The sequence below is a fragment of the Alloalcanivorax venustensis ISO4 genome (assembly GCF_015356855.1).
GTDB classification, from domain to species: Bacteria; Pseudomonadota; Gammaproteobacteria; order Pseudomonadales; family Alcanivoracaceae; genus Alloalcanivorax; species Alloalcanivorax venustensis.
In genome coordinates, this window is sequence record NZ_ARXR01000028.1 from 1 (window position 1) to 20,479 (window position 20,479).

The window sequence follows — 20,479 nt, forward strand, 5'->3', positions numbered from 1 at the left end:
CGGCCGGTGCCGCGGCGGCCGATACCGCGGCGGTCGACACCACCGCCGAGGCACCGGCGCCCCGTGACAGCGTCGCCGAGACGCCGGCCCGGGCGACCGCCCCGGAGAGCACGGCGGGCCTGACCTTCACCCTGGAGGCGCATCTGGCCGGCGACACCTGGGTGGTGTTCCAGCAGGAAGACCCCCAGGCGCCGGAGCTGGGCCGCTACACCGGCGCCCTGGCCGCCTCCCTGCTGACGGTGTTCGGCGCCGCCCCGGAGCGCCCGCGCCGCTTCTATTGCCCGCTCACCAAGCAGCCCATGAGTGCCGGCGAGGCCGCCCAGGCGCTGACCGCCTTCTTTGCCGGCTTGAGCCGCCGGCACGGCGGCCGCCGGGCGCTGCTCTGCGTCGACGAGACCCTGGCCAGATCGGTACTCGGCGGCGAACGCTTCGAGACCGTGAAGCTGGGCGAGATGCCGGCGCTGGCGGTGGACAGCCTGCAGGAAATGCTCGACCGGCCGGCGCTGGCCAAGAAGCGCAGTTGGCAGGCGATGGTAGCGCACGGCTTCGCCGGGTCGCGTGGATGACGGTGGGGCCGGACGGCGCCCGCATGCGGGCCATGACCAGCGCGGATCTGCCGGCGGTGCTGGCGATCGAAAACGCCAGCCAGCCCACCCCCTGGAGCGAAGGCAATTTCCGCGACTGTCTGAAGGGGGCCTACCGTTGCCGGGTGGCCGCCGTGGACGGCGAGCCGGTGGGCTTCATGATTCTTTCCAGCGTGCTCGACGAGCGGCATCTGCTGAACGTGGCGGTGGACCCGGCGCGCCAGCGTCGCGGCCTGGCGCTATGGATGCTGGAGGACGAGCTCGACGAGGCGCGCACGGCCTCCATGTCGGTGATGTACCTGGAGGTGCGCGCCGGCAATGACGGTGCCCAGAGCCTCTACCGGCGCCTGGGCTTCGTCGAGAACGGCCGCCGCAAGGGCTATTATCGGGCCGGCGCCGGCCGCGAGGACGCGGTGCTGATGATGCTGGAGTTGCTTGGGCATAAATAGCACAAAGTGCTATGAATCGGGGCCGGTTGGGGTTTCTGGTTGGGCTACGCGCCAGCCTTCCTCGGTGCGTTCCAGCATCAGGCGGCGCTCCTGTTCGAAGTTGTCGCCTTCCTCGAAGTTGCCGAATTCCACCCGGACCGCCGCCAGGGCCATGACCATGGCGAACCGGTCCATGGCGTCCCGTTCCTCGTCGCGTTTTACCGCCTTGCTGTACTCGGACAGGTCGTACTGCGCTTCCATGGTGTAGCGCACGTCCAGGGCGACGTGGTCGTCGTCTTCCGGGTAACGGCCGGCGGTTTCCACCTCGGTGACCTGGAACAGCTCATCAAGATGGGCCTGCTTGAGTTCCTGATTCAGGGCGTCGCGGATCACGCCGTCGTCGGGGGTGTCGCTGCAGGCCGCCAGCAGGGCGAGAAGCAACAGGGCGGGGGCCAGGTAAAAGGCGCGCATGGGATCATCCTTGTTGTGATTGTCGGTGTGTTGATCGCATTCCGTGCGACGAACTCTACCATGACCGCAACGCTTAGTCCTGATACCCCATGGCCTGCTGCACCTGGCGGGCCCAGGCGGTGCTGTGGCGGTAGGCCACTTCGTAGTAGGCGCGCTCGCTGAGCAGCGAGAGCGCGTCGAAACGCCCGGCCTCATAGGCTTCCACCTCGGTGAGCACCGCGCCCAGCGGGCCGCGGCGCTCCAGCAACGCGCTTTTCACGTCCTGGCTGAGCGGCACCTGTTCCATCAGTTCCGGCATGGCGATGTCCATCAGGGCATCCAGCTGGGACAGCAGGCCGACGATAAAATGGTTCACCGAGGTGCTTTGCTGGCCGCCTTCCTGGTCGCTGAGCTCCGCCAGCACTTCACACATGCGACCGCGTATCAGCATGCCCCGGGTCAGGGCCTCCGGTTTGTGCATCTCGCCGTCGATCAGGAACAGGTTGGCCCAGCGTTTGATTTCCTCCAGGCCGAGCAGGGCGATGGCGTCGGACAGGGAATTCACTTCCCGGCGCAGGCCCATGGCGGCGGAGTTGACGGTTTTCAGCAGGCGGTAGGTGAGGCCGGCGTCCTTGATGGCGATCTCTTCCAGCCGCGCCGGCGAGGCGTCCGGGCTGTGCAGCTCGGTGAGCAGTTGCAACAGCAGCAGCTTGTTGCCGGCGATCTTCTTGCCTTTCACCGGCGACGGCGTGCTCAGGAAATCGCCCTGGTAATAGTCGAAGCCCAGTTCCATGCATTGCTGGAACCGGGTGCGGTCGGCGATCTGGTCGGCGAGCAGTTCAACGCCGTGGCCGCGCAGTTTTTCCGAGGTGCGCCGCAGGCTGTCGGCGTCGCTGTCGCGGACGTCGATCTTGACGATGTGGACGATATCCAGCAGCACGTCCAGTTCGTCGTCGCCCGGGTCATAGCCGTCCATGGCCAGCCGGTAGCCGCGCCGCGCCAGCGCCTTGAGGCGGTCCACCAGCTCCGAGGTGAGCATCAGGTTGTTGGGAATTTCCAGAATGTACTGCTTCTTCGGCAGGTTGGGCAGCTCCGGCGCCATCAGCACTTCGTCGGTGACCTTCAGAAAGCTGGGGACCGAGCGGGTCTTGCCGCCCTGGAAGACGTGGGTGTAGGTGCCCAGGATCACGGTGTTGGTGGCTTCGATGTCGGACAGCGACGCGCCCTCGGCGGGCTTTTCGCCGTGCAACAGTAACTGGAACGCGGCCACGTCCTGGTTGCGGGTGTACACCGGCCGGCAGGCCAGTATCACGTCGAGCTTGTCTTCCGCCTCGATGGCGTCCCGTGCTCTGGTCACTCTTGGGGCTCCCCCTTTGCTGGCGTTTCAGACGCGGCTGCTGACATGGCCGCCGGCGGCACGGGCCTGGCCGTCGGGTCCGTACAGGCCCTTGCCGGCGGCTTCCTCGATGAAGTTGAGCATCCGCTGGTTGTGCTCCAGACGGATGCCGATCAGCACGCCGTTGGTGCGGTTCAGGCGCGCGGCCTGATCGGCGCGTTCACGGATCGACGCCCACAGGGCGGTGCAGCCGGCGTCGGCCGCGGCCCGGGCGTCGCCGGCGCGGTCGTCGTCGTAGCCGAGCCGCCGCTGCACCTGGCGGCGCTGGGTCTCGAAGCGCTCCAGCGCCTGGAACTGTTCCTGCTTGGCCTGCGCCACCCGGGCCAGGCCGTCACCGTCGACGGCGCCGTCGCCCAGCAACCGCCGCTCGTCGTCAAGCAGGTCGATCAGGGTGTCCAGGCGCGCCCGATGGCGCTCCAGGTGCTCCGCCAGGCTCATTGCGAGTCCGCGTCCAGCAGGTCGCGGACGCTGGCGATCAGGCCGTCGGCGATCTTGTCGGCGCGGATTTCCAGGCGCCCCTCGGAGATCGCCTGGCGAATCTCGTCGACCCGCGCGGTGTCGATGTCCTGGCCGCTGTCGGCGGCGGGCTGGCGCAGATGGGCCACCTCGCCGGCCGTCGCGTTGCCGCCTTGCTTGGGCGCCTCGGTGGAAACCTTGTCGCCGCCTTTGCCCTGATTCACCGTGCCCGGCTGGGTCAGGGGGGAAATGTTGTCAATTTTCAAGGGAAGCCCTCCGTCACGCGTTCATCCCGGTTATCGGCAGCGCCGGGAAAACCTTTAATACTTAAAACATCACCCGGGCGCGGCCCGGACCGGTGACCTGCGCGGTCACCACTTCCCGGTTGGAAAGGCGCACCCGCACCCGGCCGCCCAGGGCGCCGTCGTCCAGGGCGTGCCCCTCGCGGCTGATGCGGAAACCCTCGCCGCCGGCCACCAGGGTGACCGCCTGGCGGCGCTCCACCAGGGCCGGCTTGCGCAGTTGGTGGCTCTGTATCACGGTGCCGGCGGGCAGTGGCCGGGCGGCCTCCTGGCCGACGATACGGTCCCGCTCCAGTACCGCGTTGGCGGGCAGGCGGCTCAGGTCGCCCTGTTCGGCGCGGAGCATGCCGGCGCGGATCGGCGTGCCCGCCGGCAGTTCGCCGGCACTGACCCAGTACCGCCCGGTGACGGTCACCCGGGCCTGTATATAGCGCACGCGGCGCTGCTGCTCGCCGCAGCGCACCCCCACGGAGACCCGGCCCCAGGGCTTCTGGCCGCGGCCCGGCATGAACACTTCCGGGGCCACGCAGGGCGGCAGGTGGGCGCTCGGTGCCCGGACCTCCACGGCGACGCTGTCGCCGAGCCCGCCGGCCCGTTCCAGCAAGAAAGCGCGCACCGCGCCGACCGCCGGCGCTTCGGCCGCGTCCGCCGCCGGCTGGCCGGCTGCGGCCACGGCCGGCGCCATGGCGAGCAGCGCCAGCGATACGACGAACCGTGCAATGTGATGGAACAGGGGGCCTGGCATAGGGCGCCTCGGGGTAACGGGTTTTTCCAGTCAGGTCCTTATTCTAGGTAACCGGCCGCCGGGTGAATAAACGAATTGGAATCAAAATGGTGGCCTGTTTGTGCCTTTGACCTGACCGCGCCGGTATTAATCTCCACTCTGACCTACAAGCCATTGGAGCTTCGGCATGATTGACCGACTGGCCGCCGCCCTGCAATTCGACCAGGAAGCACTGAACCTGCGCCACCAGCGCCAGCAGGTTCTGGCCAACAACATCGCCAACGCGGACACGCCCAACTTCAAGGCGCGGGATTTTGATTTCGCCAGTGAATTGTCCCGCGCCATGGACAGCGGCCGGCCGGCCGAGGGCGGGCTGTCGTTGTCCACCACCGCCGCCGGGCACATCGCCGGCGGCAGCGGCTCGGCGCCGGTCGGCGACCTGCTTTACCGGGTGCCGGACCAACCCAGCCTGGACGGCAACACCGTGAACATGGACGTGGAGCGCACCCGCTTCGCCGACAACTCGGTGCGTTACCAGGCGGCGCTGACCATGCTCAACGGCCGCATCCAGGGCCTCAAATCCGCCATGCAGCCTGAATAGGAATTGAACCATGTCGATGTTTTCGATTTTTGAGATTTCCGGTTCGGCGATGACGGCGCAGTCGCAACGCATGAACGTCACCGCCAGCAATATGGCCAACGCCGACAGCGTCGCCGGCCCCGACGGCGAGGCCTACCGTGCCAAGCAGGTGATGTTCGAGGCGCGCGGCCAGAACGGCACCGGCGTGGGCGGCGTGGGGGTGCGCGAAGTGATCGAGGACCCCTCGCCCCTGCGCCGGGAGTTCCGCCCCGACCACCCGCTGGCCGACGACCAGGGCTATGTGTCCATGCCCAACGTGGAGCCGGTCAATGAAATGGTCAACATGATCTCCGCGTCGCGCTCCTACCAGGCCAACGTGGAAGTGCTGAACACCAGCAAGCAACTGATGATGAAGACCCTGACGCTGGGAGAAAACTGATGTCGACGATTGGCTCCAACGTGCTCAATTCGGTGAACGGCAGCGCCGCCGCCCAGGCCGCCGCCGCGGCCAGCAAGTCCGACGGCGCCGACCTGCAGGACAGTTTCATGACCCTGCTGGTCACGCAGCTTAAGAACCAGGACCCGATGAACCCCATGGAAAACGCGGAGATGACCTCGCAGCTGGCGCAGATCAACACCGTCAGCGGTATCTCCGAACTCAACAGCACCCTGGAAGGCATCACCGGCCAGCTCGACGCCGGCCAGGCGATGCAGGCCGCCGGCCTGATCGGCAGCGGCGTGCTGGTGCCCGGCAACCGGGTGCTGGTGGGTGAAGACGGTTCCACCACGCCGTTCGGCGTGGAGCTGGAGCAGGCCGCCGACGAAGTGCAGATCACGGTGCGCAATGACAGCGGCGAGGTGGTGCGCCGCTTCGAGCCGTTCGCCATGGACGCCGGCAGTGAGTCGTTCACCTGGAACGGCGAAATGGACAGCGGCGAGGAGGCACCCAAGGGCTCCTACACGGTATCCGTTGAAGCCAGCGCCGACGGTGAGCCTCTGGAAGTGGTCAATCTGAACTACGCCATGGTCAGCGGCGTGAGCCTGGATGACAACGGCGCGCCGTTGCTGGATCTGGGCGGCGTTTCCGAACAGGTCAGTCTCGGCGATATCCGCCAGATTCTTTAAACAAGATTTCGTAAAGAATAACTTCTAGGAGCACGAAGATGGGTTTTTCACAGGCACTCAGTGGTCTTAACTCCGCCGCGACCAATCTCGACGTGGTCGGCAACAACATCGCCAACTCCCAGACCGTGGGGTTCAAAGGGTCCGGCGCGCAGTTCGCCGACGTCTACGCCGGTGCCCAGGTGGGCCAGGGCGTGCGCGTGTCCACGGTGCTGCAGGATTTCTCCAACGGCACCCTGGAATCCACCGGCCGTAACCTGGACCTGGGTATCAACGGCAACGGCTTCTTCCGTTTCACCCAAGGCGACCAGACCGTCTATTCCCGCAACGGCCAGCTCACCCTGACCGCCGACGGCTACCTGGAAAACGCCCAGGGCGCCCGGCTCACCGGCTTCCCCGCCGGCGTCGGCACCGGCGGTCAGCCGGAGACCCTGCAGGTGCCGGCCGGTGCCATGGCGGCCACCGCCACCGATCAGGTAGAGGCGTCGTTCAACCTGGACGCCACCGTGGATGAGATCGACCGTGGCGCCACGCCGTTCGACGCCGCCGACGGCGACACCTATTCCTACGCCAACACCGGCACCGCCTACGACTCCCTGGGCGTGCAGCACACCATGACCACCTACTTCACCAAGACCGGTGAAAACCAGTGGGAAGTGCGCGTGTCCCTGGACGGCAACGCGGACGCCACCAACGTGGGCCAGCTGGCGTTTAACGGCAACGGCACCCTCGACGAAGGCGCCAGCACCTTCCCCGACTATGCGTTTACCCCCGGGGGCGGCGCGGACCCGATGAACTTCGGCATTGATTTCGACGGCACCACCCAGTTCGGTGAGGATTTCGCCCTCGATTCCCTCACCCAGAACGGCTACGCCTCCGGCTCCCTGGTGGGCATCGCCTTCGATGAAGTGGGCAATATCGTCGGCAACTATTCCAACGAACAGTCCCAGGTGCTGGGCACCATCGCGCTGGCCAACTTCCGTAACCCGGAAGGGCTGCAGCCGGAAGGCGACAACGCCTGGACCGAGACCGGCGCTTCCGGCCAGCCGCTGCTGGGCCTGGCCGGTGCCGGCCAGTTCGGCAGCCTGGAAGCGGGCACCGTGGAAACCTCCAACGTGGACCTGACCAGCGAGCTGGTGGACCTGATCGTCGCCCAGCGCAACTACCAGGCCAACACCCAGACCATCAAGGTCCAGGACGAGGTGCTGCAGAGCGCCGTGAACCTGCGCTAATCGCGTTACAGGAGAGCCCGGATGGATCGCATTCTTTACACCGCCATGAGCGGCGCGCGCCAGAGCATGGACCAGCAATCGGTGGTCAGTAACAACCTGGCGAACGCCTCCACCACCGGCTTCCGCGGGCAGATGCAGGCACTGCGCGCGGTGCCGGTGCAGGGCGACGGCGCCCTGGCCACCCGCACCTCGGTGATGGCGTCCACGCCGGGCGCCGATTTCAGCGCCGGACCCATGAACGCCACCGGCCGTGACCTGGACGTGGCCATGCAGGGCGACGCCTGGCTGGCGGTGCAGGCCACCAACGGTGACGAGGCCTACACCCGCCGCGGCGACCTGCAGGTGGACGGCGACGGCGTGCTCAACAGCGCCGGCCGTCCGGTGATCGGCGAAGGCGGGCCGATCATCGTGCCGCTGGGCGCCAAGCTGTCCATGGGCGCCGACGGCACCCTCAGTGCCATCGGCGCCGGTGAGGATCCGGATGCGCTGGTGCAGATCGGCCGCGTCAAGCTGGTCAACGGTGGCGAAGGCGAGCTGCAGCGCGGTGAAGACGGTCTGTTCCGTGGCCTTGATGGCGCCCTGCCCATGGACGAGAACGCCCGGCTGGTGTCCGGCGCCCTGGAAGGCAGCAACGTCAGCCCGGTGGAATCCATGGTGGCGATGATCGACAACGGTCGCCGCTACGAAATGCAGATGAAGGTGATCGACACCGCGGACCAGAACGCGCAGCGCGCGGACAGTCTGCTGTCGATCCAGTAAGCCTGACAGCCAGGCGGAGGGGAACCCAATGATTAAATCCTTGTGGACGGCCAAGACCGGTCTGGAATCCCAGCAGGTCAAAATGGATGTGATATCCAACAACCTGGCCAACGTCAGCACCAACGGCTTCAAGAAATCCCGCGCGGTGTTCGAAGACCTGCTGTACCAGAACCTGCGTCAGCCCGGCGGCGCCAACGACGTGCAGAACACCCTGCCGTCCGGCATGCAGGTGGGCAGCGGCGTGCGCCCGGTGGCCACTGAACGGCTGCACAGCCAGGGCGGCCTGGAGAACACCGGCAACTCCCGCGATCTGGCGATCAACGGCAAGGGCTTCTTCCAGGTGCGCATGCCCGACGGCAACGTGGCCTTTACCCGTGACGGCAGCTTCCAGCTCGACCAGAACGGCCAGATGGTCACGTCCAGCGGCTACCCGCTGGAGCCGGCGGTGATGATTCCCGAAAACGCCCTGTCGGTGAGCATCGGCAAGGACGGCCTGGTCACCGTTACCGAGCCGGGTTCCAGCCAGAGCGTGGAAGTGGGCCAGCTGACCGTGTCCACCTTCGTCAATCCCGCCGGCCTGGAAAGCATCGGCGAGAACCTTTACCTGGAAACCACCGCCTCCGGCATGCGCACCGAAAGCATGCCCGGCATGAACGGCGCGGGCGGCCTGTACCAGTCCTATGTGGAAACCTCCAACGTCAATGTGGTGGAGGAAATGGTCAACATGATCCAGACCCAGCGCGCCTACGAAATCAACAGCAAGGCGGTGAAAACCTCCGACGAAATGCTGTCCCGTCTGGCGCAGCTCTGATCCTGATGCGGGAGACCCTGGTGGACGCCATCGTTAAACATTGCCGCATCGGTATCGTGGTGTTGCTGCTGGCGCTGGGCGGCTGCGCGCAACTGCCGCAGCCCTCGGTGGTCGGCGAGCAGGAAAGCGTGGAAATTCCCCAACCGCCGCCGGCGCTGTCCAACGGTTCCATCTACCAGGCCGGGCGCGGCCAGAACCCGCTGTTCGAGGACCGCCGGCCGCGCGGGGTGGGTGACGTGCTGACGGTAATGGTCAACGAGCAGGTGAGCGCCAGCAAAAGCTCGCAGAGCAACGCCGACCGCAGCGGCTCCGCCTCCTTTACGCCCACCACCGTTCCCACCGGCCTGGAGGATCTGAGCGACTACGGTTTCGACCTCACCGGCGAGAACGACTTCGAAGGCGGCGGCGGCTCCCAGGCGGAGAACACCTTCACCGGCACCATCACGGTGACGGTGCTCGAAGTGCTCACCAACGGCAATCTGCGCGTGCGCGGCGAGAAGCAGATTCTGATCAACCAGGGCACCGAATTCATCCGCTTCTCCGGGGTGGTGGATCCGCTGGAGATTTCCGACACCAACACGGTGCCGTCCACCCAGGTGGCGGACGCGCGCATCGAGTACGTGGGCGACGGGTACATCAACGAGGCGCAGCACATGGGTTGGTTGCAACGCTTCTTCCTGAATATTTCGCCGTTTTGAACATGGGAGTGACGGTCATGGCACGGTTGCGTCTGGTCGCGCTGACATTATCGCTGGGGCTGCTGCTGAGCGCGTTCAGCTCGCCGGCGCGGGCGGAACCCCTGCGCGAGCTGGCGGACTTTTCCGGGGTGCGCGATAACGTGCTGGTGGGCTACGGCCTGGTGGTGGGCCTGGACGGCTCCGGCGACCAGACCATGCAGACCCCGTTCACCACGCAAAGCCTGACCAATATGTTCTCGCAGCTGGGCATTGCGATTCCGCCCGGCACCAACATGCAGTTGCGCAACGTGGCCGGCGTGATGGTGACCGCCGATCTGCCACCGTTTTCGGCCCCCGGCCAGCGCATCGACGTGGTGGTGTCGTCAATCGGTAACGCCCGCAGCCTGCGCGGCGGCACCCTGCTGATGACGCCGCTGAAAGGCGCCGACGGTGCCACCTACGCGCTGGCCCAGGGCAACCTGCTTATCGGCGGCGCCGGCGCCGAAGCCGGCGGCAGCAGCGTGCAGATCAACCAGCAGGCCAGCGGCCGTATCGCCGGCGGCGCGGTGGTGGAGCGGGAAGTGCCGCTGCAGCTGGGCGCCAACGGCGGGCTGCTGGAACTGCAATTGAAGACCGCCGACTTCGGCACCGCCGAGCGCGCCGTGCGCGCCATCAACCAGGAATTCGGCAGCACCGTGGCGGCGGCCCGCAACGCCCGCACCATTCAGTTGCGCGGCCCCGAGAACGAAAACGACCGGGTCAGTTTCATGGCGCGGGTGGAGCGTGTCTACGTGACGCCAACGGACGCCCCCGCCAAGGTGATCATCAACGCGCGCACCGGTTCGGTGGTGCTGAACGGCCGCGTCACCCTGAAACCGGCGGCGGTGGCCCACGGCAACCTGTCGGTGGTGATCGACACCGAATTCGGCGTCAGCCAGCCGGCCCCGTTCGGCGACGGTGAGACCGCCGTGGTGCCCGACAGCGATATCAGCATTCAGCAGCAACAGGGTTCGCTGCAGTTCGTCGAAGGCGCCGACCTGATGGAAGTGGTGGACGCCCTCAACGCGCTGGGCGCCACGCCCCAGGAACTGATGTCGATCCTGGAAGCGCTGAAAGCCTCCGGGGCCCTGCGCGCGGAACTGGAGATTATCTGATGGCCGGTCTGGACGGTTCCATACAGGGTCAGTTCGCGCTGGACGTGCAGGGCCTCGACCGGCTCAAGCACAGCGCCGCCCGCGACCCGCAAAAACAACTGCGCAGCGCCGCCGAGCAGTTCGAGGCGCTGTTTCTGCACCGCATGATCAAGAGCATGCGCGACGCCACCCCGCGTTCTGAGCTCACCGACAGCTCGCAGATGCGTTTTTATCAATCGCTGTTCGATCAGCAGATGTCGCAGCACATGGCCGGTCGCGGTCTGGGGCTGGCGGACCAGCTGGTGGCGCAGCTTTCCGGTAAGGGCACTTCCGCGGATGCCGCCCGGGCCGCCACCGGCACGTCGCCGCTGGACGCCATTCCGCGCGGCGAGCCGCGCCGCCTGCCCGGCGTGGAAGCTGCGGCAGGCGATCCTGCGGCAGGCGACCCTGCGGCAGGCGATCCTGCGGCAGGCGACACCGCCGCCGTGGCGCGCACCGAGCCGCCCCGGCCGCCGCTGCTGAGCGCGGCCAACCCGGCCACCCCCACGGATTTCGTGCACCAGCTGTCGGAGCCGGCCCGGGAAGCGTCCCGGCGTACCGGCATGCCGGCGCCGCTGATCCTTGCCCAGGCGGCCCTGGAAACCGGCTGGGGACGCCGGGAAATTCCCACCAGCGAAGGCGGTAACAGCCATAACCTGTTCGGCATCAAGGCCGGCGCCGATTGGAAAGGCCCCACCACTGAGGTGGTCACCCACGAATACATCAACGGCCAGCGCACCCGGGTGGTGGACCGCTTCCGCGTCTATGACTCCTACGCTGAAGCGTTCGAGGACCATGGCCGCCTGATCAGTGACAACCCGCGTTACGCGCCGGTGCTCGACGCCGCCGATGCGAATCAGGCGGCGCAGGCCTTGCAGAACGGCGGCTACGCCACGGACCCGGCCTACGCCGACAAACTGGTCGCGCTGATGGACCAGATCGGCGGGCTTGTGGGAGCGGGCCCGGCCCGCGAAAGGGTGGCTTTAGCCACCCGGCAGGATCCCGGAGACGCTGATTGAACGGGTCTCTGGTATCCCGCCGGCAAGCTTTGCTTGCCTTTCGCGGGCAGGGCCCGCTCCCACAGGAAGCATTAAAGAAACGCGCGGCGCGGTCGATATAAAGGGCATTGGTTAACGGGAACAAAACGATGAGCATGTTTTCCATCGGGCTCAGCGGTCTGAACGCCGCGCAGAACGCCCTGAACACCACCAGCAACAACATCAGCAATGTCTACACGCCCGGCTACAACCGCGAGCTGACGTTGCTCGGCGAGCAGCAATCCGCCGGTGGCGGCGTGCAGGTCAACGATATCCAGCGCCAGTTCGACCACTACGTGGCCGATCAGCTCAACGCCGCGGGCAGCAAAAGCAGCGCGCTGCAGTCCTACCAGACCCAGGTGAGCCAGATCGATAACCTGCTCGCCGATCAGGACGCGGGTCTGGCGCCGCTGATGCAGGATTTCTTCTCGTCCCTGGAAGACCTGGCCAGCTCGCCGTCCGATCCGGCCGCCCGCCAGGGCGTGATCGGCGCGGCGGACACGCTCAGCGCCCAGTTCCGTTCCTTCGACGGTTATCTGCGCGATATGCAGAGCGGTATCGATAGCAACATCCGTGACGAAATCACCCAAATCAATAACAGCGCCGACCAGATCGCCAACCTGAACCGGGAGATCGCTCTGGCCAAGGCGAAGACCGGCGAGGCGCCCAACGGTCTCTTGAATCAGCGCGACCAGTTGGTGGCGGAGCTTAACGAGCGTGTCGATGTGCGGCTGACCATTCAGGAGAGCGGCACCTATAACCTCTCCATCGGCAACGGCCAGCCGATTGTCGCCGGCACCCGCAGCTTCTCGCTGGAAGCGATGTCGTCCTCCGCGGACCCCACGCGCACGGTGGTCGGCTACAACGATTCCGCCGGCAACCAGGTGGAGCTTGACGAGGACGCGATCACCGGTGGGGCGCTGGGCGGTTTGCTCACGTTCCGCTCCGAGACCCTGGATAAAACCCAGAACCAGATCGGTCAATTGGCGGTGTCCCTGGCCACCGCTTTCAATGAGCAGCACCAGGCCGGCTTCGACCTGAACGGTGATCCGGGCGAGGCGATGTTCGACGTGGGCCAGCCGCGTGCCTTCTCCAACGAAAACAACGCCGGCTCGGCCACCATCGACGCCGCGTTCGGCGACGTGGACCAGCTCACCACCGGTGACTACGACCTGGTGGTGACCGACGCCGCCGCCGGTGAGTTCGAAATCACCCGGCGCGACACCGGCGAGCGAGTCACCGCGACCCTGGACGGCAGTGATCAGCTCAACGTGGGCGGCGTGGTGGTGACCATCGGCGACGCCGGCACCCTGGCCGACGGCGACCGCTTCCAGCTGCAGCCCACGCGGCAGGCCGCCGGCGGTTTGGAAAACCGTATCAGTGAACCGGCGCAACTGGCCGCCGGGCAAGGCGGCGGCAGCGGCGACAACGAAAACGCCCTGGCCCTGCAGGACCTGCAGGACAGCCTGCTGGTGGGCGGCGGCGCCACCCTGAGCGGCGCCTACGCGGCGATCGTCGGCGATGTCGGCAACCGCACCAATATCGTTCAGGCCAACCTGAGTGCCCAGCAGGGCCTCACCGAACAACTGGAAGCGGTGCAGCAGTCCGAATCCGGCGTCAACCTGGATGAGGAAGCCGCCAACCTGATTCGTTATCAGCAATTTTACCAGGCCAACGCCAAGGTGATTCAGACCGGCTCCACCATCATGGACGCCATCCTCGGCCTGCGTTAACAGGAAAAGATCATGCGTATCAGCACCGTCACCATGTATGAGCAGAGCATGAATTCCCTGAATCAACAGCAGGGTGAGTTCATGAGGGTGGGCCAGCAGATCGCCACCGGGCGTAAGGTGGTCAACCCCTCCGACGACCCCCAGGCCGCTTCGCGGGCGGTGCAGGTGGCGCAATCCATGTCCGTCACCCAGCAGTACACCGATTCACGGATCAGCGCACGCAACGCCCTGTCCCAGGAAGAGAGCGTGCTGAACAGCGTCAGCGACGCCATCGCCAGCGCCAAGACGCTGATGATCCAGGCCGCCAGCGACACCCTGAGTGACGCCGACCGCGCCTCGGTGGCCAGTGATCTGCGCGGCGTGTATGAAACCGTGATCGGCCAGGCCAACGCCACCGACGGCAACGGCCGCCATCTGTTCGGCGGCTACCAGGACGCCAGTGAGCCGTTCGTGCGCGCCGCCGACGGCACCGTCAGCTACGTCGGCGATACCAATACCCGCGAGCAACGCATTGATGCCTCCCGGCTGATGCAGGTGGGCGACAACGGCCAGACCATTTTCCAGAGCGTGCACTCCAGCGCCGGTTATGTGGCGGAAGCGGACGCCGGCAACAGCGGCAGCGTGACGTTCAAGGGCCCGCAGGTCATCGATGAAAGCGATCCGGATTTCGGCAACAGCTTCCAGATCGAATTCTCGGTCACCGGCGGCACCACCACCTACTCGGTGGATGGCGGCCCGGCGCAGGCCTATGAAGAGGGCGAGCCGGTGGAAGTGGGCGGCCTGTCGATCACGCTCAAGGGCCAGCCCGCCGACGGCGACAGCATTGAGATGGGCAAAGCGGAGAACATGAACACCGACCTGTTCAAGACCTTCGAGAAGGCGCTGGCGGTGCTTGACCAGCCGGCCGGCAACGACGCCGAGAAGGCGGCCCGCGCCAACACCATCAATACCGTCATGCGCGAGTTCGATAACAGCCTGGACAATGTGTTGACGGTACGCGCGTCGGTGGGCTCGCGCCTGAACGAACTGAATGTGGTCGACGGCGTGGCCGACAACCGCCAGCTCAACTACACCGAAACCTACTCCAACCTGATCGGCGACCTGAGCGATCCCGCCAACTTCGCGGAAGTGGTCTCCCAATACAGCCTGCGTCAGGTCAGCCTGCAGGCCGCCCAGAAAGCCTTCGTCGACATCAAGGGCATGTCCCTGTTCGATCGCATGTAGATTTGTAGGAGCGGGCTGTGGGAGCGGGCTGTGGGAGCGGGCCCCGCCCGCGAAAGGGTGGCGTCCAGCCACCCGGCAGGATCCCAGAGAATTCTTTTCTACGCGTTCAAACAGGTCTCTGGCATCCCGCCGGCAAGCTTCGCTTGCCTTTCGCGGGCAGGGCCCGCTCCCACAAGTGAGGATCCACAACCGTCAGGAGCGTCAGGAGAGAGGTGCGAGCGCCTCGACCAACTGGCTGAGGAACTGCAGCCCTTCGGAAAACAATCCCTGCAGGAAGCGGCCGAAATCGGTCATCAGTACCAGCAGCAGGAACAGCCCCAGGGTCAGCGAGGTGGGGAAACCCACCGAGAACACGGTGAGCTGGGGCGCCGAGCGGTTAAGGATGCCCAGCGACAGGTTGACGATCAGCAGCGCCGCCACCAGCGGCAACGCCAGCAGCAGGCCGGACACGAAGATGGTGCCGCCATAGCGCACCAGCATCTCGAAGCCGTTGGGGTTGAGCCCGCTGGTGCCCACCGGCAGGGTCTGGAAGCTGGTGGCCAGGGTGTCGATCACGATCAGATGGCCGTTCACCGCCAGGAACATCAGCAGCGTGATCATGTAGAACAGCCGCGACAAAATCATGGTGTTGGCGCCGTCCGGACTCACGAAGGTGGCGAACGCCAGCCCCATCTGCAGACCGATGAATTCCCCCGCCGCCTGCACCACGGTGAACATCACCCGCAACGCCAGTCCCATGGCGACGCCGATCAGCGTCTGCTCCACCACGATGCCGAGCCCGGCCCAGGACCACACCGGCGCCGCCGGCAGGGGCGGCAGCCCCGGTGCCACCACGATGCACAGCAGCGCCGCCAGGCCGATCTTGACCCGGTTGGGCACGGCGCTGTGGCCGAGCAGCGGCGCCGCCAGAAAAAAGCCGGAGAGCCGCATGAACGGCCATAGAAAGGCGGTGAGCCAGGCGTGCAGTTGGTCAAAGGAGACATCGACCATGGCGTGGGCTCAGGAAACCAGGAACGGAATGTTCTGGAACAGGGTGCGGGTGAAATCAATAATCAGGGAGAGCAGCCAGGGCCCGGCCACGATCAGCACCGCGAACACGCCGAGGATTTTCGGAATAAACGACAGCGTCATCTCATTGATCTGGGTGGCGGCCTGGAACAGGCTCACCAGCAGACCGATCAGCAGCGCGGTGAGCAGCAGCGGGGCGCCCAGGTAGAGGGTGACCATCATCGCCTGGTAGGCAATCGACATAACCGTTTCGGGGGTCATACGAAAAAGCTCTCCGCCAGGGATCCGATAATCAATTGCCAGCCGTCCACCAGCACGAACAGCATCAGCTTGAACGGCAGGGAGATGGTCGCCGGCGGCACCATCATCATGCCCAGCGCCATCAGCACGCTGGCCACCACCAGATCGATGATCAGAAACGGAATAAAAATGGTGAAGCCGATCTGGAAAGCGGTTTTCAGCTCGCTGGTGACGAACGCGGGCAGCAGCACCCGGAACGGCAGATCCTCCGGGCCGGCCATGGGGCCCACCTCGGCGAGCCGCGCGAACAGGGCGATGTCCGGTTCGCGGGTCTGCGCCAGCATGAACTCACGGAACGGCTGGGCGCCGCGCTCCACGAACTCGGGGAATTCAATCTGTTCCTGCTCCAGCGGTACCCAGGCCTGGTCATAGACCTTGTTGAACACCGGCGACATGACGAAAAAGGTGAGGAACAGAGTCAGCCCCAGCAGCACCTGGTTGGGCGGCGCCGATTGCGTGCCCATGGCGGTGCGCAGCAGGCTGAGCACGATGATGATGCGGGTGAAGCAGGTCATCATCAGCAGCACCGCGGGCAGGAACGCCAGGCTGCTGAGCAGCAACAGGGTTTGCAGCTTGATCGACCACTGCTGGCCGCCGTCGGCGGTGGGCTCGCTGGTGATGCCGGGGATCGTCGCCTGGCCCCAGGCCGGATCGGGCAGCGCGCAGATCAGCGCCAGCGCCAGCCAGGGCAGGGCGCGGCGCAGCGTGCCGGACGACCAGAGCGTGCTCATCGTGGTTTCCCCGGGCCGCCGCGCAGGTTGGCTTTCAACGCCTGGGCGAAACGGCCGGCGAAGCCGTCTTCCGGATTAACCGCTTGGCTGGTGGGCGCCGGCTCGGGTGCCGGCGGCCGCTCCGGGGCCGGCCGCTCGTGCAGCTTGGTGACCTTGCCGCCGCCCACGCCCAGCACCAGCCAGGTGTCTTCCAGCTCCAGCACCACCACCCGTTCCTTGGCGCCCACCGCGCGGCTGGCCACCACTTTCAGGGTCTGGCCGGCGGCCGTCTGGCCCGGGCCGAAGCGCTTGAGCAGCCAGCCGCACAGCAGGATAAGCCCCACCATGGCGACCAGCACCAGCGCGGTCTTGCCGAACGCCGCCATGCCCAGCATGGCGTCGCCGCCGGCCTGCACCGCCTCGATGCCGGTCTTGGTCTGGGCGTCGGCGCTGCTCATCGGTTGAGCTTCTGAACCCGTTCGGAGGGGGTGATGATCTCGGTGATGCGGATGCCGTATTTGTCTTCCACCACCACCACTTCACCCTGGGCGATCAGGTAGCCGTTGATCAGGATGTCCATGGGCTCGCCGGCCAGGCCGTCCAGTTCCACCACCGAGCCCTGCGCCAGTTCCAGCAGCTGCTTGATGGTGATGCGGGTGCGCCCCAGCTCCACGCTCAGCTTGACCGGAATATCCATGATCATTTCCAGGTCGCGGGCGTCGCCGGCGCCGGTGCCGGCGTCGAACGGCTTGAACACCCGGTCGTCGGCATTGCGCGCCGGCGCGTCCCCGGCATCGCCGGTGCCACCGCCTTCGGCCGCTTCCTGTTCGGCGAGCGCCTCGGCCCAGGGATCGGCGTCGTCGCCGCCGGTCTCTTCGCCCTGCTGTTCGGCCATGGCCTTTTCCCAGTCGTCGTCGCTGGCGTTTTGATCGGGTTTGTTGGGATCAGTCATTGCTCGGCTTCCTCGGTGCCGCCGCCGCATGGGCGTTGGCGTGGTCGATGACGCGCTGTACGCGCAGCGCCCGTTGTTCGTCGCGGCTGCCGTAATCGCATTCCAGCACCGGCACGCCGTCCACGCGGGCGGTGACGGTGTCGGGCAGATCGATGGGCAGCACATCGCCTTGCTTGAGGCTCATTACCTGGGAGATGCGGCTGGGCACGTTGACGAACTCGGCCACCAGCTCCACCTCCGAACGGCGGATTTCACCCGCCATGCGATGGCTGAACGCCTGATCGCCGGCGTCGCGGCCATCGGCGATCGGGTTATTGAGCTGCTCGCGCAGCGGCTCGATCATCGAGTAGGGCATGCACACCTGGAAGTCGCTGGCCAGGTTGCCCACTTCCAGATGGAAGGTGGTGTTGACGATGATCTCGTTGGGCGAGTTGGTGATGTTGGCGAACTTGGCCTGGATCTCGGAACGCAGGTAGCTGATCTCCAGCGAGTACACCGACTTCCAGGCGTCCTGGTAGGCGTCGATGGCGAGCTTGAGCAGGCGCTGGATAATGCGCTGTTCGGTATTGGTGAATTCGCGCCCCTCGGACTTGGTGACGAAGCGGCCGTCACCGCCGAACAGGTTGTCCACCACCATGAACACCAGGCTGGGCGGGAACACCACCAGCCCGGTGCCGCGCAGCGGCTTCATGGCGATCAGGTTCAGGTTGGTGGGCACCGGCAGATTGCGCGCGAAGTCCTTGAAGCTCTGGTAGCGCACCGAATCCACGGTGATGTCCGCGCTGCGCCGGATCAGGTTGAACAGGCTGACCCGGAAATGGCGCGCGAAGCGTTCGTTGATGATGTCCAGGCTGTGCAGGCGCTCGCGGATGACCCGGTGCTGGGACGCGGGGTCATAGGGGCGCAGGCGCGGCTCCTTGCTGGCCGGCGACTCGTCGTCACCGCCGGGCCCGTTGAGCAGCGCATCGATTTCTTCCTGGGATAGCAGATCGTCTTGTGCCATTGGCGTCCACCCGGTTTATTGCACGATGAACTCGGTGAAGAGCACATCATCCACTTGCAGTTCGGGCTGGCCGTCGTCGCGCGGCTGGGCGAACAGCTCGAGAATCTCGGCCTTGAGCGATTCCTTGCCCTGCTGCGTGGCCACGGTTTGCGAGCTCTGCCCGGACAACAGCATCAGCATGCGGCTGCGCAGTTGCGGCATGTGCTCGAGCAGGTAGCTCTCGGTCTCGGTGTCGGCCACCTGCAGGGACAGGCCCACGTACAGCAGACGCTGGCCGCACAGCTCGCCCTGCAGATTGACGGTGAACGGTTCCAGCTTGACGTAGAGCACCGGCCGGGGCGCTTCCACCTGCTCCACGGTCTCTTCATCGTCGTCGTCGCTGTCATCGGACAGCAGCAGGTACATATTGATGGCCACCAGAGCGCCGAGCAGGATCACCATCAAGGCGATCAACCATCCAAGTTTGCTCGACCGGTTCGGGGAATCCGCCATGGGTTGTGCCTTCCATCCTGAATAAGGGTTGCCGTTTCAGAGTGCAGTATGCCGCCGGCGCGGGCGCCGGCATGGCCGGAAAAGGCCCCGCTAAAGGGCCTATCTTCGCGTTTTGACGGGGTACGTCTCAGGCGTACAGATCCACGCCGCCGGTGTCGCCGCCGATGATGCGGCTCACCGGCACGCTCTCTTCAGTGGCGGCCGGCTCGCCGGCCAGGCCGTCACCGCCCGGGGCGCCGCCGCGCTGGCCGGGCTGGCCGTCGCCGTTACCGGCGAACCCCTGGCGGTGCTCGCCGACCATCGCTTCACCCAGGGCGATGCCCTGTTCGGCCAGCGCTTCCCGCAGTTGCGGGATGGCCTGCTCCACCGCGCCGCGCACCGTGGAATGGCTGGAGAAGAAATGCGCCTGGGCACCCTGGTCGTCGAGTTTCAGGCTCACCGAAAGCGGCCCCAGCTCGCGCGGGTTGAGGTGCAGCTCCATGTGCTGGTCGCCGCGTTGCGCCAGGCCCACCATCTGCTGGCCCAGTTGCTGCTGCCAGGGCGCGCTGGCCACCGGCGCCTGCAACGTGAATTGGGCGGCGGGGCCGGTGGCGCCGGCCGCGCCGGTCTGACCGCCGGCGGCGCCGGTGGCGCCCATCACGCCAGCGTTCTGAGCACCGCCTTCCTGGTTAGCGCCGAGGCGCGTGTCCAGGCGTGACCGCTCCAGGGTGCCGTTCAAGGCCTGGGCGTCGCTGGCCCAGGCGGGCATCGCCGGCTTGGCCTCGCCGGTGGCGGCGGGGGCCGGGCTCAGGGTGTCGCCGGCGGCGCCGTCAGTGGGCAGGGCGGAAACGGTGGCCGGCCGGTTGAGGGCGTCCGGCGCGCGCATCACTGGCAGTGCCTGCGCCGTGTTTTTCGAGGCGGCGGCGGTCAGCGGTGCGGGCACGGCCAGGCCGCCGGTCATCGGGTTAGCGGCGCCGTTGTCCGCGGCGTGCTCGACCAAATCCCGGATGGCGTTTTCTTCGCTTACGCCGGCGCCGGCCAGTTCAGCCAACGGGGCCTTTTGAGCGGGCAGGACGTCGCCGTCACCGGTTTTGAGCCGGCTGCCGGCCAGCGCTTCCAGAGCGTTGCGCAGGGCGTCGCTGGCTTCGCCGGTGAGCGGGCGGTCGCCGCCGGCATCGAGCAGCGCCAGGGCGGCCTCGCCGCTGGCGCCGTCCGATTCGGACGCGGACAGCAGTTTCGCCGCCGCATCCCGCAGCGAGCCGGCGAAGGCCTCGCCGTCGGCGGTCGCCGGTTGCCCGGTGGCGCCGGTCTTGGCGAGGTTCTGGCTAAGCAAGGCGGTGATATCCAT

Annotated in this window: 26 protein-coding genes; 13 read left to right on the plus strand and 13 right to left on the minus strand. The window is 66.4% G+C overall.

Annotated features, from left to right (window positions below; all coding sequences use genetic code 11):
• Together ISO4_RS13265 and rimI are read left to right on the plus strand one after the other, a co-directional pair.
• A partial coding sequence (locus ISO4_RS13265) for a hypothetical protein (RefSeq protein ID WP_194856567.1) occupies positions 1 to 566 on the plus strand: 566 nt, incomplete at its 5' end.
• Positions 563 to 1,033, plus strand: a complete 471-nt coding sequence (gene rimI, locus ISO4_RS13270) for a ribosomal protein S18-alanine N-acetyltransferase (protein WP_194856544.1) — start codon at positions 563 to 565, stop codon at positions 1,031 to 1,033. The genes ISO4_RS13265 and rimI, both read left to right, overlap by 4 nt.
• A gap of 9 nt (positions 1,034 to 1,042) precedes the next feature.
• On the opposite strand, the gene ISO4_RS13275 is transcribed toward rimI, so the two are convergent.
• From ISO4_RS13275 to flgA, 5 genes are all read right to left on the minus strand, one after another.
• Positions 1,043 to 1,483 (minus strand): hypothetical protein, encoded by a 441-nt coding sequence (locus ISO4_RS13275; RefSeq protein ID WP_194856545.1) that lies wholly within the window; start codon positions 1,481 to 1,483, stop codon positions 1,043 to 1,045.
• A gap of 73 nt (positions 1,484 to 1,556) precedes the next feature.
• Positions 1,557 to 2,819 carry an EAL and HDOD domain-containing protein gene (locus ISO4_RS13280; RefSeq protein ID WP_323745386.1) on the minus strand — a complete coding sequence of 421 codons (1,263 nt, stop codon included), beginning with the start codon at positions 2,817 to 2,819 and terminating at the stop codon, positions 1,557 to 1,559.
• Positions 2,820 to 2,846: 27 nt separating this feature from the next.
• Positions 2,847 to 3,296 carry a flagella synthesis protein FlgN gene (locus tag ISO4_RS13285; RefSeq protein ID WP_142948088.1) on the minus strand — a complete coding sequence of 150 codons (450 nt, stop codon included), beginning with the start codon at positions 3,294 to 3,296 and terminating at the stop codon, positions 2,847 to 2,849.
• The gene (flgM, locus tag ISO4_RS13290) at positions 3,293 to 3,580 is read right to left on the minus strand and encodes a flagellar biosynthesis anti-sigma factor FlgM (protein WP_228548129.1); all 288 of its coding nucleotides are present in this window, start codon (positions 3,578 to 3,580) and stop codon (positions 3,293 to 3,295) included. Before flgM ends, ISO4_RS13285 begins: the two co-directional genes overlap by 4 nt.
• A 61-nt stretch (positions 3,581 to 3,641) precedes the next feature.
• Positions 3,642 to 4,361 (minus strand): flagellar basal body P-ring formation chaperone FlgA, encoded by a 720-nt coding sequence (gene flgA, locus ISO4_RS13295; protein ID WP_194856546.1) that lies wholly within the window; start codon positions 4,359 to 4,361, stop codon positions 3,642 to 3,644.
• A 166-nt stretch (positions 4,362 to 4,527) separates the two neighbouring features.
• Here flgA and flgB point away from each other — a divergent pair, with 166 nt between their 5' ends.
• The 11 genes from flgB (at position 4,528) to flgL (ending at position 14,687) form a co-directional block, all read left to right on the plus strand.
• On the plus strand, positions 4,528 to 4,941 hold the full coding sequence (flgB, locus tag ISO4_RS13300) for a flagellar basal body rod protein FlgB (RefSeq protein ID WP_142948090.1): 414 nt from the start codon (positions 4,528 to 4,530) through the stop codon (positions 4,939 to 4,941).
• A 10-nt stretch (positions 4,942 to 4,951) separates the two neighbouring features.
• The gene (gene flgC / locus ISO4_RS13305; protein ID WP_194856547.1) at positions 4,952 to 5,359 is read left to right on the plus strand and encodes a flagellar basal body rod protein FlgC; all 408 of its coding nucleotides are present in this window, start codon (positions 4,952 to 4,954) and stop codon (positions 5,357 to 5,359) included.
• Positions 5,359 to 6,045, plus strand: a complete 687-nt coding sequence (flgD, locus tag ISO4_RS13310; RefSeq protein ID WP_142948092.1) for a flagellar hook assembly protein FlgD — start codon at positions 5,359 to 5,361, stop codon at positions 6,043 to 6,045. The genes flgC and flgD overlap by 1 nt, the downstream gene beginning before the upstream one ends.
• A gap of 38 nt (positions 6,046 to 6,083) precedes the next feature.
• Positions 6,084 to 7,274 (plus strand): flagellar hook protein FlgE, encoded by a 1,191-nt coding sequence (gene flgE / locus ISO4_RS13315; RefSeq protein ID WP_142948093.1) that lies wholly within the window; start codon positions 6,084 to 6,086, stop codon positions 7,272 to 7,274.
• A 21-nt stretch (positions 7,275 to 7,295) separates the two neighbouring features.
• On the plus strand, positions 7,296 to 8,033 hold the full coding sequence (locus ISO4_RS13320) for a flagellar basal body rod protein FlgF (protein WP_194856548.1): 738 nt from the start codon (positions 7,296 to 7,298) through the stop codon (positions 8,031 to 8,033).
• Positions 8,034 to 8,061: 28 nt separating this feature from the next.
• On the plus strand, positions 8,062 to 8,844 hold the full coding sequence (gene flgG / locus ISO4_RS13325; RefSeq protein WP_142948095.1) for a flagellar basal-body rod protein FlgG: 783 nt from the start codon (positions 8,062 to 8,064) through the stop codon (positions 8,842 to 8,844).
• Between the two features lie 20 nt (positions 8,845 to 8,864).
• Positions 8,865 to 9,542 (plus strand): flagellar basal body L-ring protein FlgH, encoded by a 678-nt coding sequence (locus ISO4_RS13330; protein WP_407647932.1) that lies wholly within the window; start codon positions 8,865 to 8,867, stop codon positions 9,540 to 9,542.
• Positions 9,543 to 9,559: 17 nt separating this feature from the next.
• Entirely contained in the window at positions 9,560 to 10,675 is a 1,116-nt protein-coding gene (locus ISO4_RS13335; RefSeq protein ID WP_185956876.1) for a flagellar basal body P-ring protein FlgI, read from the plus strand.
• Positions 10,675 to 11,712 carry a flagellar assembly peptidoglycan hydrolase FlgJ gene (gene flgJ / locus ISO4_RS13340; protein WP_194856550.1) on the plus strand — a complete coding sequence of 346 codons (1,038 nt, stop codon included), beginning with the start codon at positions 10,675 to 10,677 and terminating at the stop codon, positions 11,710 to 11,712. The genes ISO4_RS13335 and flgJ overlap by 1 nt, the downstream gene beginning before the upstream one ends.
• Positions 11,713 to 11,840: 128 nt before the next feature.
• Positions 11,841 to 13,463 carry a flagellar hook-associated protein FlgK gene (flgK, locus tag ISO4_RS13345; RefSeq protein ID WP_194856551.1) on the plus strand — a complete coding sequence of 541 codons (1,623 nt, stop codon included), beginning with the start codon at positions 11,841 to 11,843 and terminating at the stop codon, positions 13,461 to 13,463.
• A gap of 12 nt (positions 13,464 to 13,475) precedes the next feature.
• On the plus strand, positions 13,476 to 14,687 hold the full coding sequence (gene flgL / locus ISO4_RS13350) for a flagellar hook-associated protein FlgL (protein ID WP_194856552.1): 1,212 nt from the start codon (positions 13,476 to 13,478) through the stop codon (positions 14,685 to 14,687).
• A 201-nt stretch (positions 14,688 to 14,888) separates the two neighbouring features.
• On the opposite strand, the gene fliR is transcribed toward flgL, so the two are convergent.
• The 8 genes from fliR to ISO4_RS13390 form a co-directional block, all read right to left on the minus strand.
• Positions 14,889 to 15,677 carry a flagellar biosynthetic protein FliR gene (fliR, locus tag ISO4_RS13355; RefSeq protein ID WP_194856553.1) on the minus strand — a complete coding sequence of 263 codons (789 nt, stop codon included), beginning with the start codon at positions 15,675 to 15,677 and terminating at the stop codon, positions 14,889 to 14,891.
• A gap of 9 nt (positions 15,678 to 15,686) precedes the next feature.
• On the minus strand, positions 15,687 to 15,956 hold the full coding sequence (gene fliQ / locus ISO4_RS13360; protein ID WP_194856554.1) for a flagellar biosynthesis protein FliQ: 270 nt from the start codon (positions 15,954 to 15,956) through the stop codon (positions 15,687 to 15,689).
• Positions 15,953 to 16,726, minus strand: a complete 774-nt coding sequence (gene fliP / locus ISO4_RS13365) for a flagellar type III secretion system pore protein FliP (RefSeq protein WP_194856555.1) — start codon at positions 16,724 to 16,726, stop codon at positions 15,953 to 15,955. Before fliP ends, fliQ begins: the two co-directional genes overlap by 4 nt.
• Positions 16,723 to 17,163, minus strand: coding sequence for a flagellar biosynthetic protein FliO (gene fliO, locus ISO4_RS13370; RefSeq protein ID WP_194856556.1), 441 nt, complete (start codon positions 17,161 to 17,163; stop codon positions 16,723 to 16,725). The genes fliP and fliO overlap by 4 nt, the downstream gene beginning before the upstream one ends.
• Positions 17,160 to 17,657, minus strand: a complete 498-nt coding sequence (fliN, locus tag ISO4_RS13375; RefSeq protein ID WP_142948105.1) for a flagellar motor switch protein FliN — start codon at positions 17,655 to 17,657, stop codon at positions 17,160 to 17,162. The genes fliO and fliN overlap by 4 nt, the downstream gene beginning before the upstream one ends.
• A complete protein-coding gene (fliM, locus tag ISO4_RS13380) occupies positions 17,650 to 18,660 on the minus strand; it encodes a flagellar motor switch protein FliM (RefSeq protein ID WP_142948106.1) in 1,011 nt (336 codons plus the stop codon). Before fliM ends, fliN begins: the two co-directional genes overlap by 8 nt.
• Positions 18,661 to 18,675: 15 nt before the next feature.
• Positions 18,676 to 19,152 (minus strand): flagellar basal body-associated protein FliL, encoded by a 477-nt coding sequence (fliL, locus tag ISO4_RS13385; RefSeq protein ID WP_194856557.1) that lies wholly within the window; start codon positions 19,150 to 19,152, stop codon positions 18,676 to 18,678.
• Between the two features lie 127 nt (positions 19,153 to 19,279).
• On the minus strand, positions 19,280 to 20,479 hold the full coding sequence (locus tag ISO4_RS13390; protein WP_194856558.1) for a flagellar hook-length control protein FliK: 1,200 nt from the start codon (positions 20,477 to 20,479) through the stop codon (positions 19,280 to 19,282).

Excerpts from the sequence above, each read along its gene's own strand:
- rimI (WP_194856544.1), top strand. The coding sequence starts at position 563 with ATGACGGTGGGGCCGGACGGCGCCCGCATGCGGGCCATGACCAGCGCG.
- ISO4_RS13320 (WP_194856548.1), top strand. The coding sequence starts at position 7,296 with ATGGATCGCATTCTTTACACCGCCATGAGCGGCGCGCGCCAGAGCATG.
- flgA (WP_194856546.1), bottom strand. The coding sequence starts at position 4,361 with ATGCCAGGCCCCCTGTTCCATCACATTGCACGGTTCGTCGTATCGCTG.
- ISO4_RS13390 (WP_194856558.1), bottom strand. The coding sequence starts at position 20,479 with ATGGATATCACCGCCTTGCTTAGCCAGAACCTCGCCAAGACCGGCGCC.
- flgJ (WP_194856550.1), top strand. The coding sequence starts at position 10,675 with ATGGCCGGTCTGGACGGTTCCATACAGGGTCAGTTCGCGCTGGACGTG.
- fliP (WP_194856555.1), bottom strand. The coding sequence starts at position 16,726 with ATGAGCACGCTCTGGTCGTCCGGCACGCTGCGCCGCGCCCTGCCCTGG.
- flgG (WP_142948095.1), top strand. The coding sequence starts at position 8,062 with ATGATTAAATCCTTGTGGACGGCCAAGACCGGTCTGGAATCCCAGCAG.
- flgE (WP_142948093.1), top strand. The coding sequence starts at position 6,084 with ATGGGTTTTTCACAGGCACTCAGTGGTCTTAACTCCGCCGCGACCAAT.
- flgD (WP_142948092.1), top strand. The coding sequence starts at position 5,359 with ATGTCGACGATTGGCTCCAACGTGCTCAATTCGGTGAACGGCAGCGCC.
- fliL (WP_194856557.1), bottom strand. The coding sequence starts at position 19,152 with ATGGCGGATTCCCCGAACCGGTCGAGCAAACTTGGATGGTTGATCGCC.
- fliR (WP_194856553.1), bottom strand. The coding sequence starts at position 15,677 with ATGGTCGATGTCTCCTTTGACCAACTGCACGCCTGGCTCACCGCCTTT.
- flgB (WP_142948090.1), top strand. The coding sequence starts at position 4,528 with ATGATTGACCGACTGGCCGCCGCCCTGCAATTCGACCAGGAAGCACTG.
- flgC (WP_194856547.1), top strand. The coding sequence starts at position 4,952 with ATGTCGATGTTTTCGATTTTTGAGATTTCCGGTTCGGCGATGACGGCG.
- fliM (WP_142948106.1), bottom strand. The coding sequence starts at position 18,660 with ATGGCACAAGACGATCTGCTATCCCAGGAAGAAATCGATGCGCTGCTC.
- ISO4_RS13275 (WP_194856545.1), bottom strand. The coding sequence starts at position 1,483 with ATGCGCGCCTTTTACCTGGCCCCCGCCCTGTTGCTTCTCGCCCTGCTG.
- fliN (WP_142948105.1), bottom strand. The coding sequence starts at position 17,657 with ATGACTGATCCCAACAAACCCGATCAAAACGCCAGCGACGACGACTGG.
- fliO (WP_194856556.1), bottom strand. The coding sequence starts at position 17,163 with ATGAGCAGCGCCGACGCCCAGACCAAGACCGGCATCGAGGCGGTGCAG.
- ISO4_RS13335 (WP_185956876.1), top strand. The coding sequence starts at position 9,560 with ATGGCACGGTTGCGTCTGGTCGCGCTGACATTATCGCTGGGGCTGCTG.
- ISO4_RS13285 (WP_142948088.1), bottom strand. The coding sequence starts at position 3,296 with ATGAGCCTGGCGGAGCACCTGGAGCGCCATCGGGCGCGCCTGGACACC.
- flgL (WP_194856552.1), top strand. The coding sequence starts at position 13,476 with ATGCGTATCAGCACCGTCACCATGTATGAGCAGAGCATGAATTCCCTG.
- fliQ (WP_194856554.1), bottom strand. The coding sequence starts at position 15,956 with ATGACCCCCGAAACGGTTATGTCGATTGCCTACCAGGCGATGATGGTC.
- flgK (WP_194856551.1), top strand. The coding sequence starts at position 11,841 with ATGAGCATGTTTTCCATCGGGCTCAGCGGTCTGAACGCCGCGCAGAAC.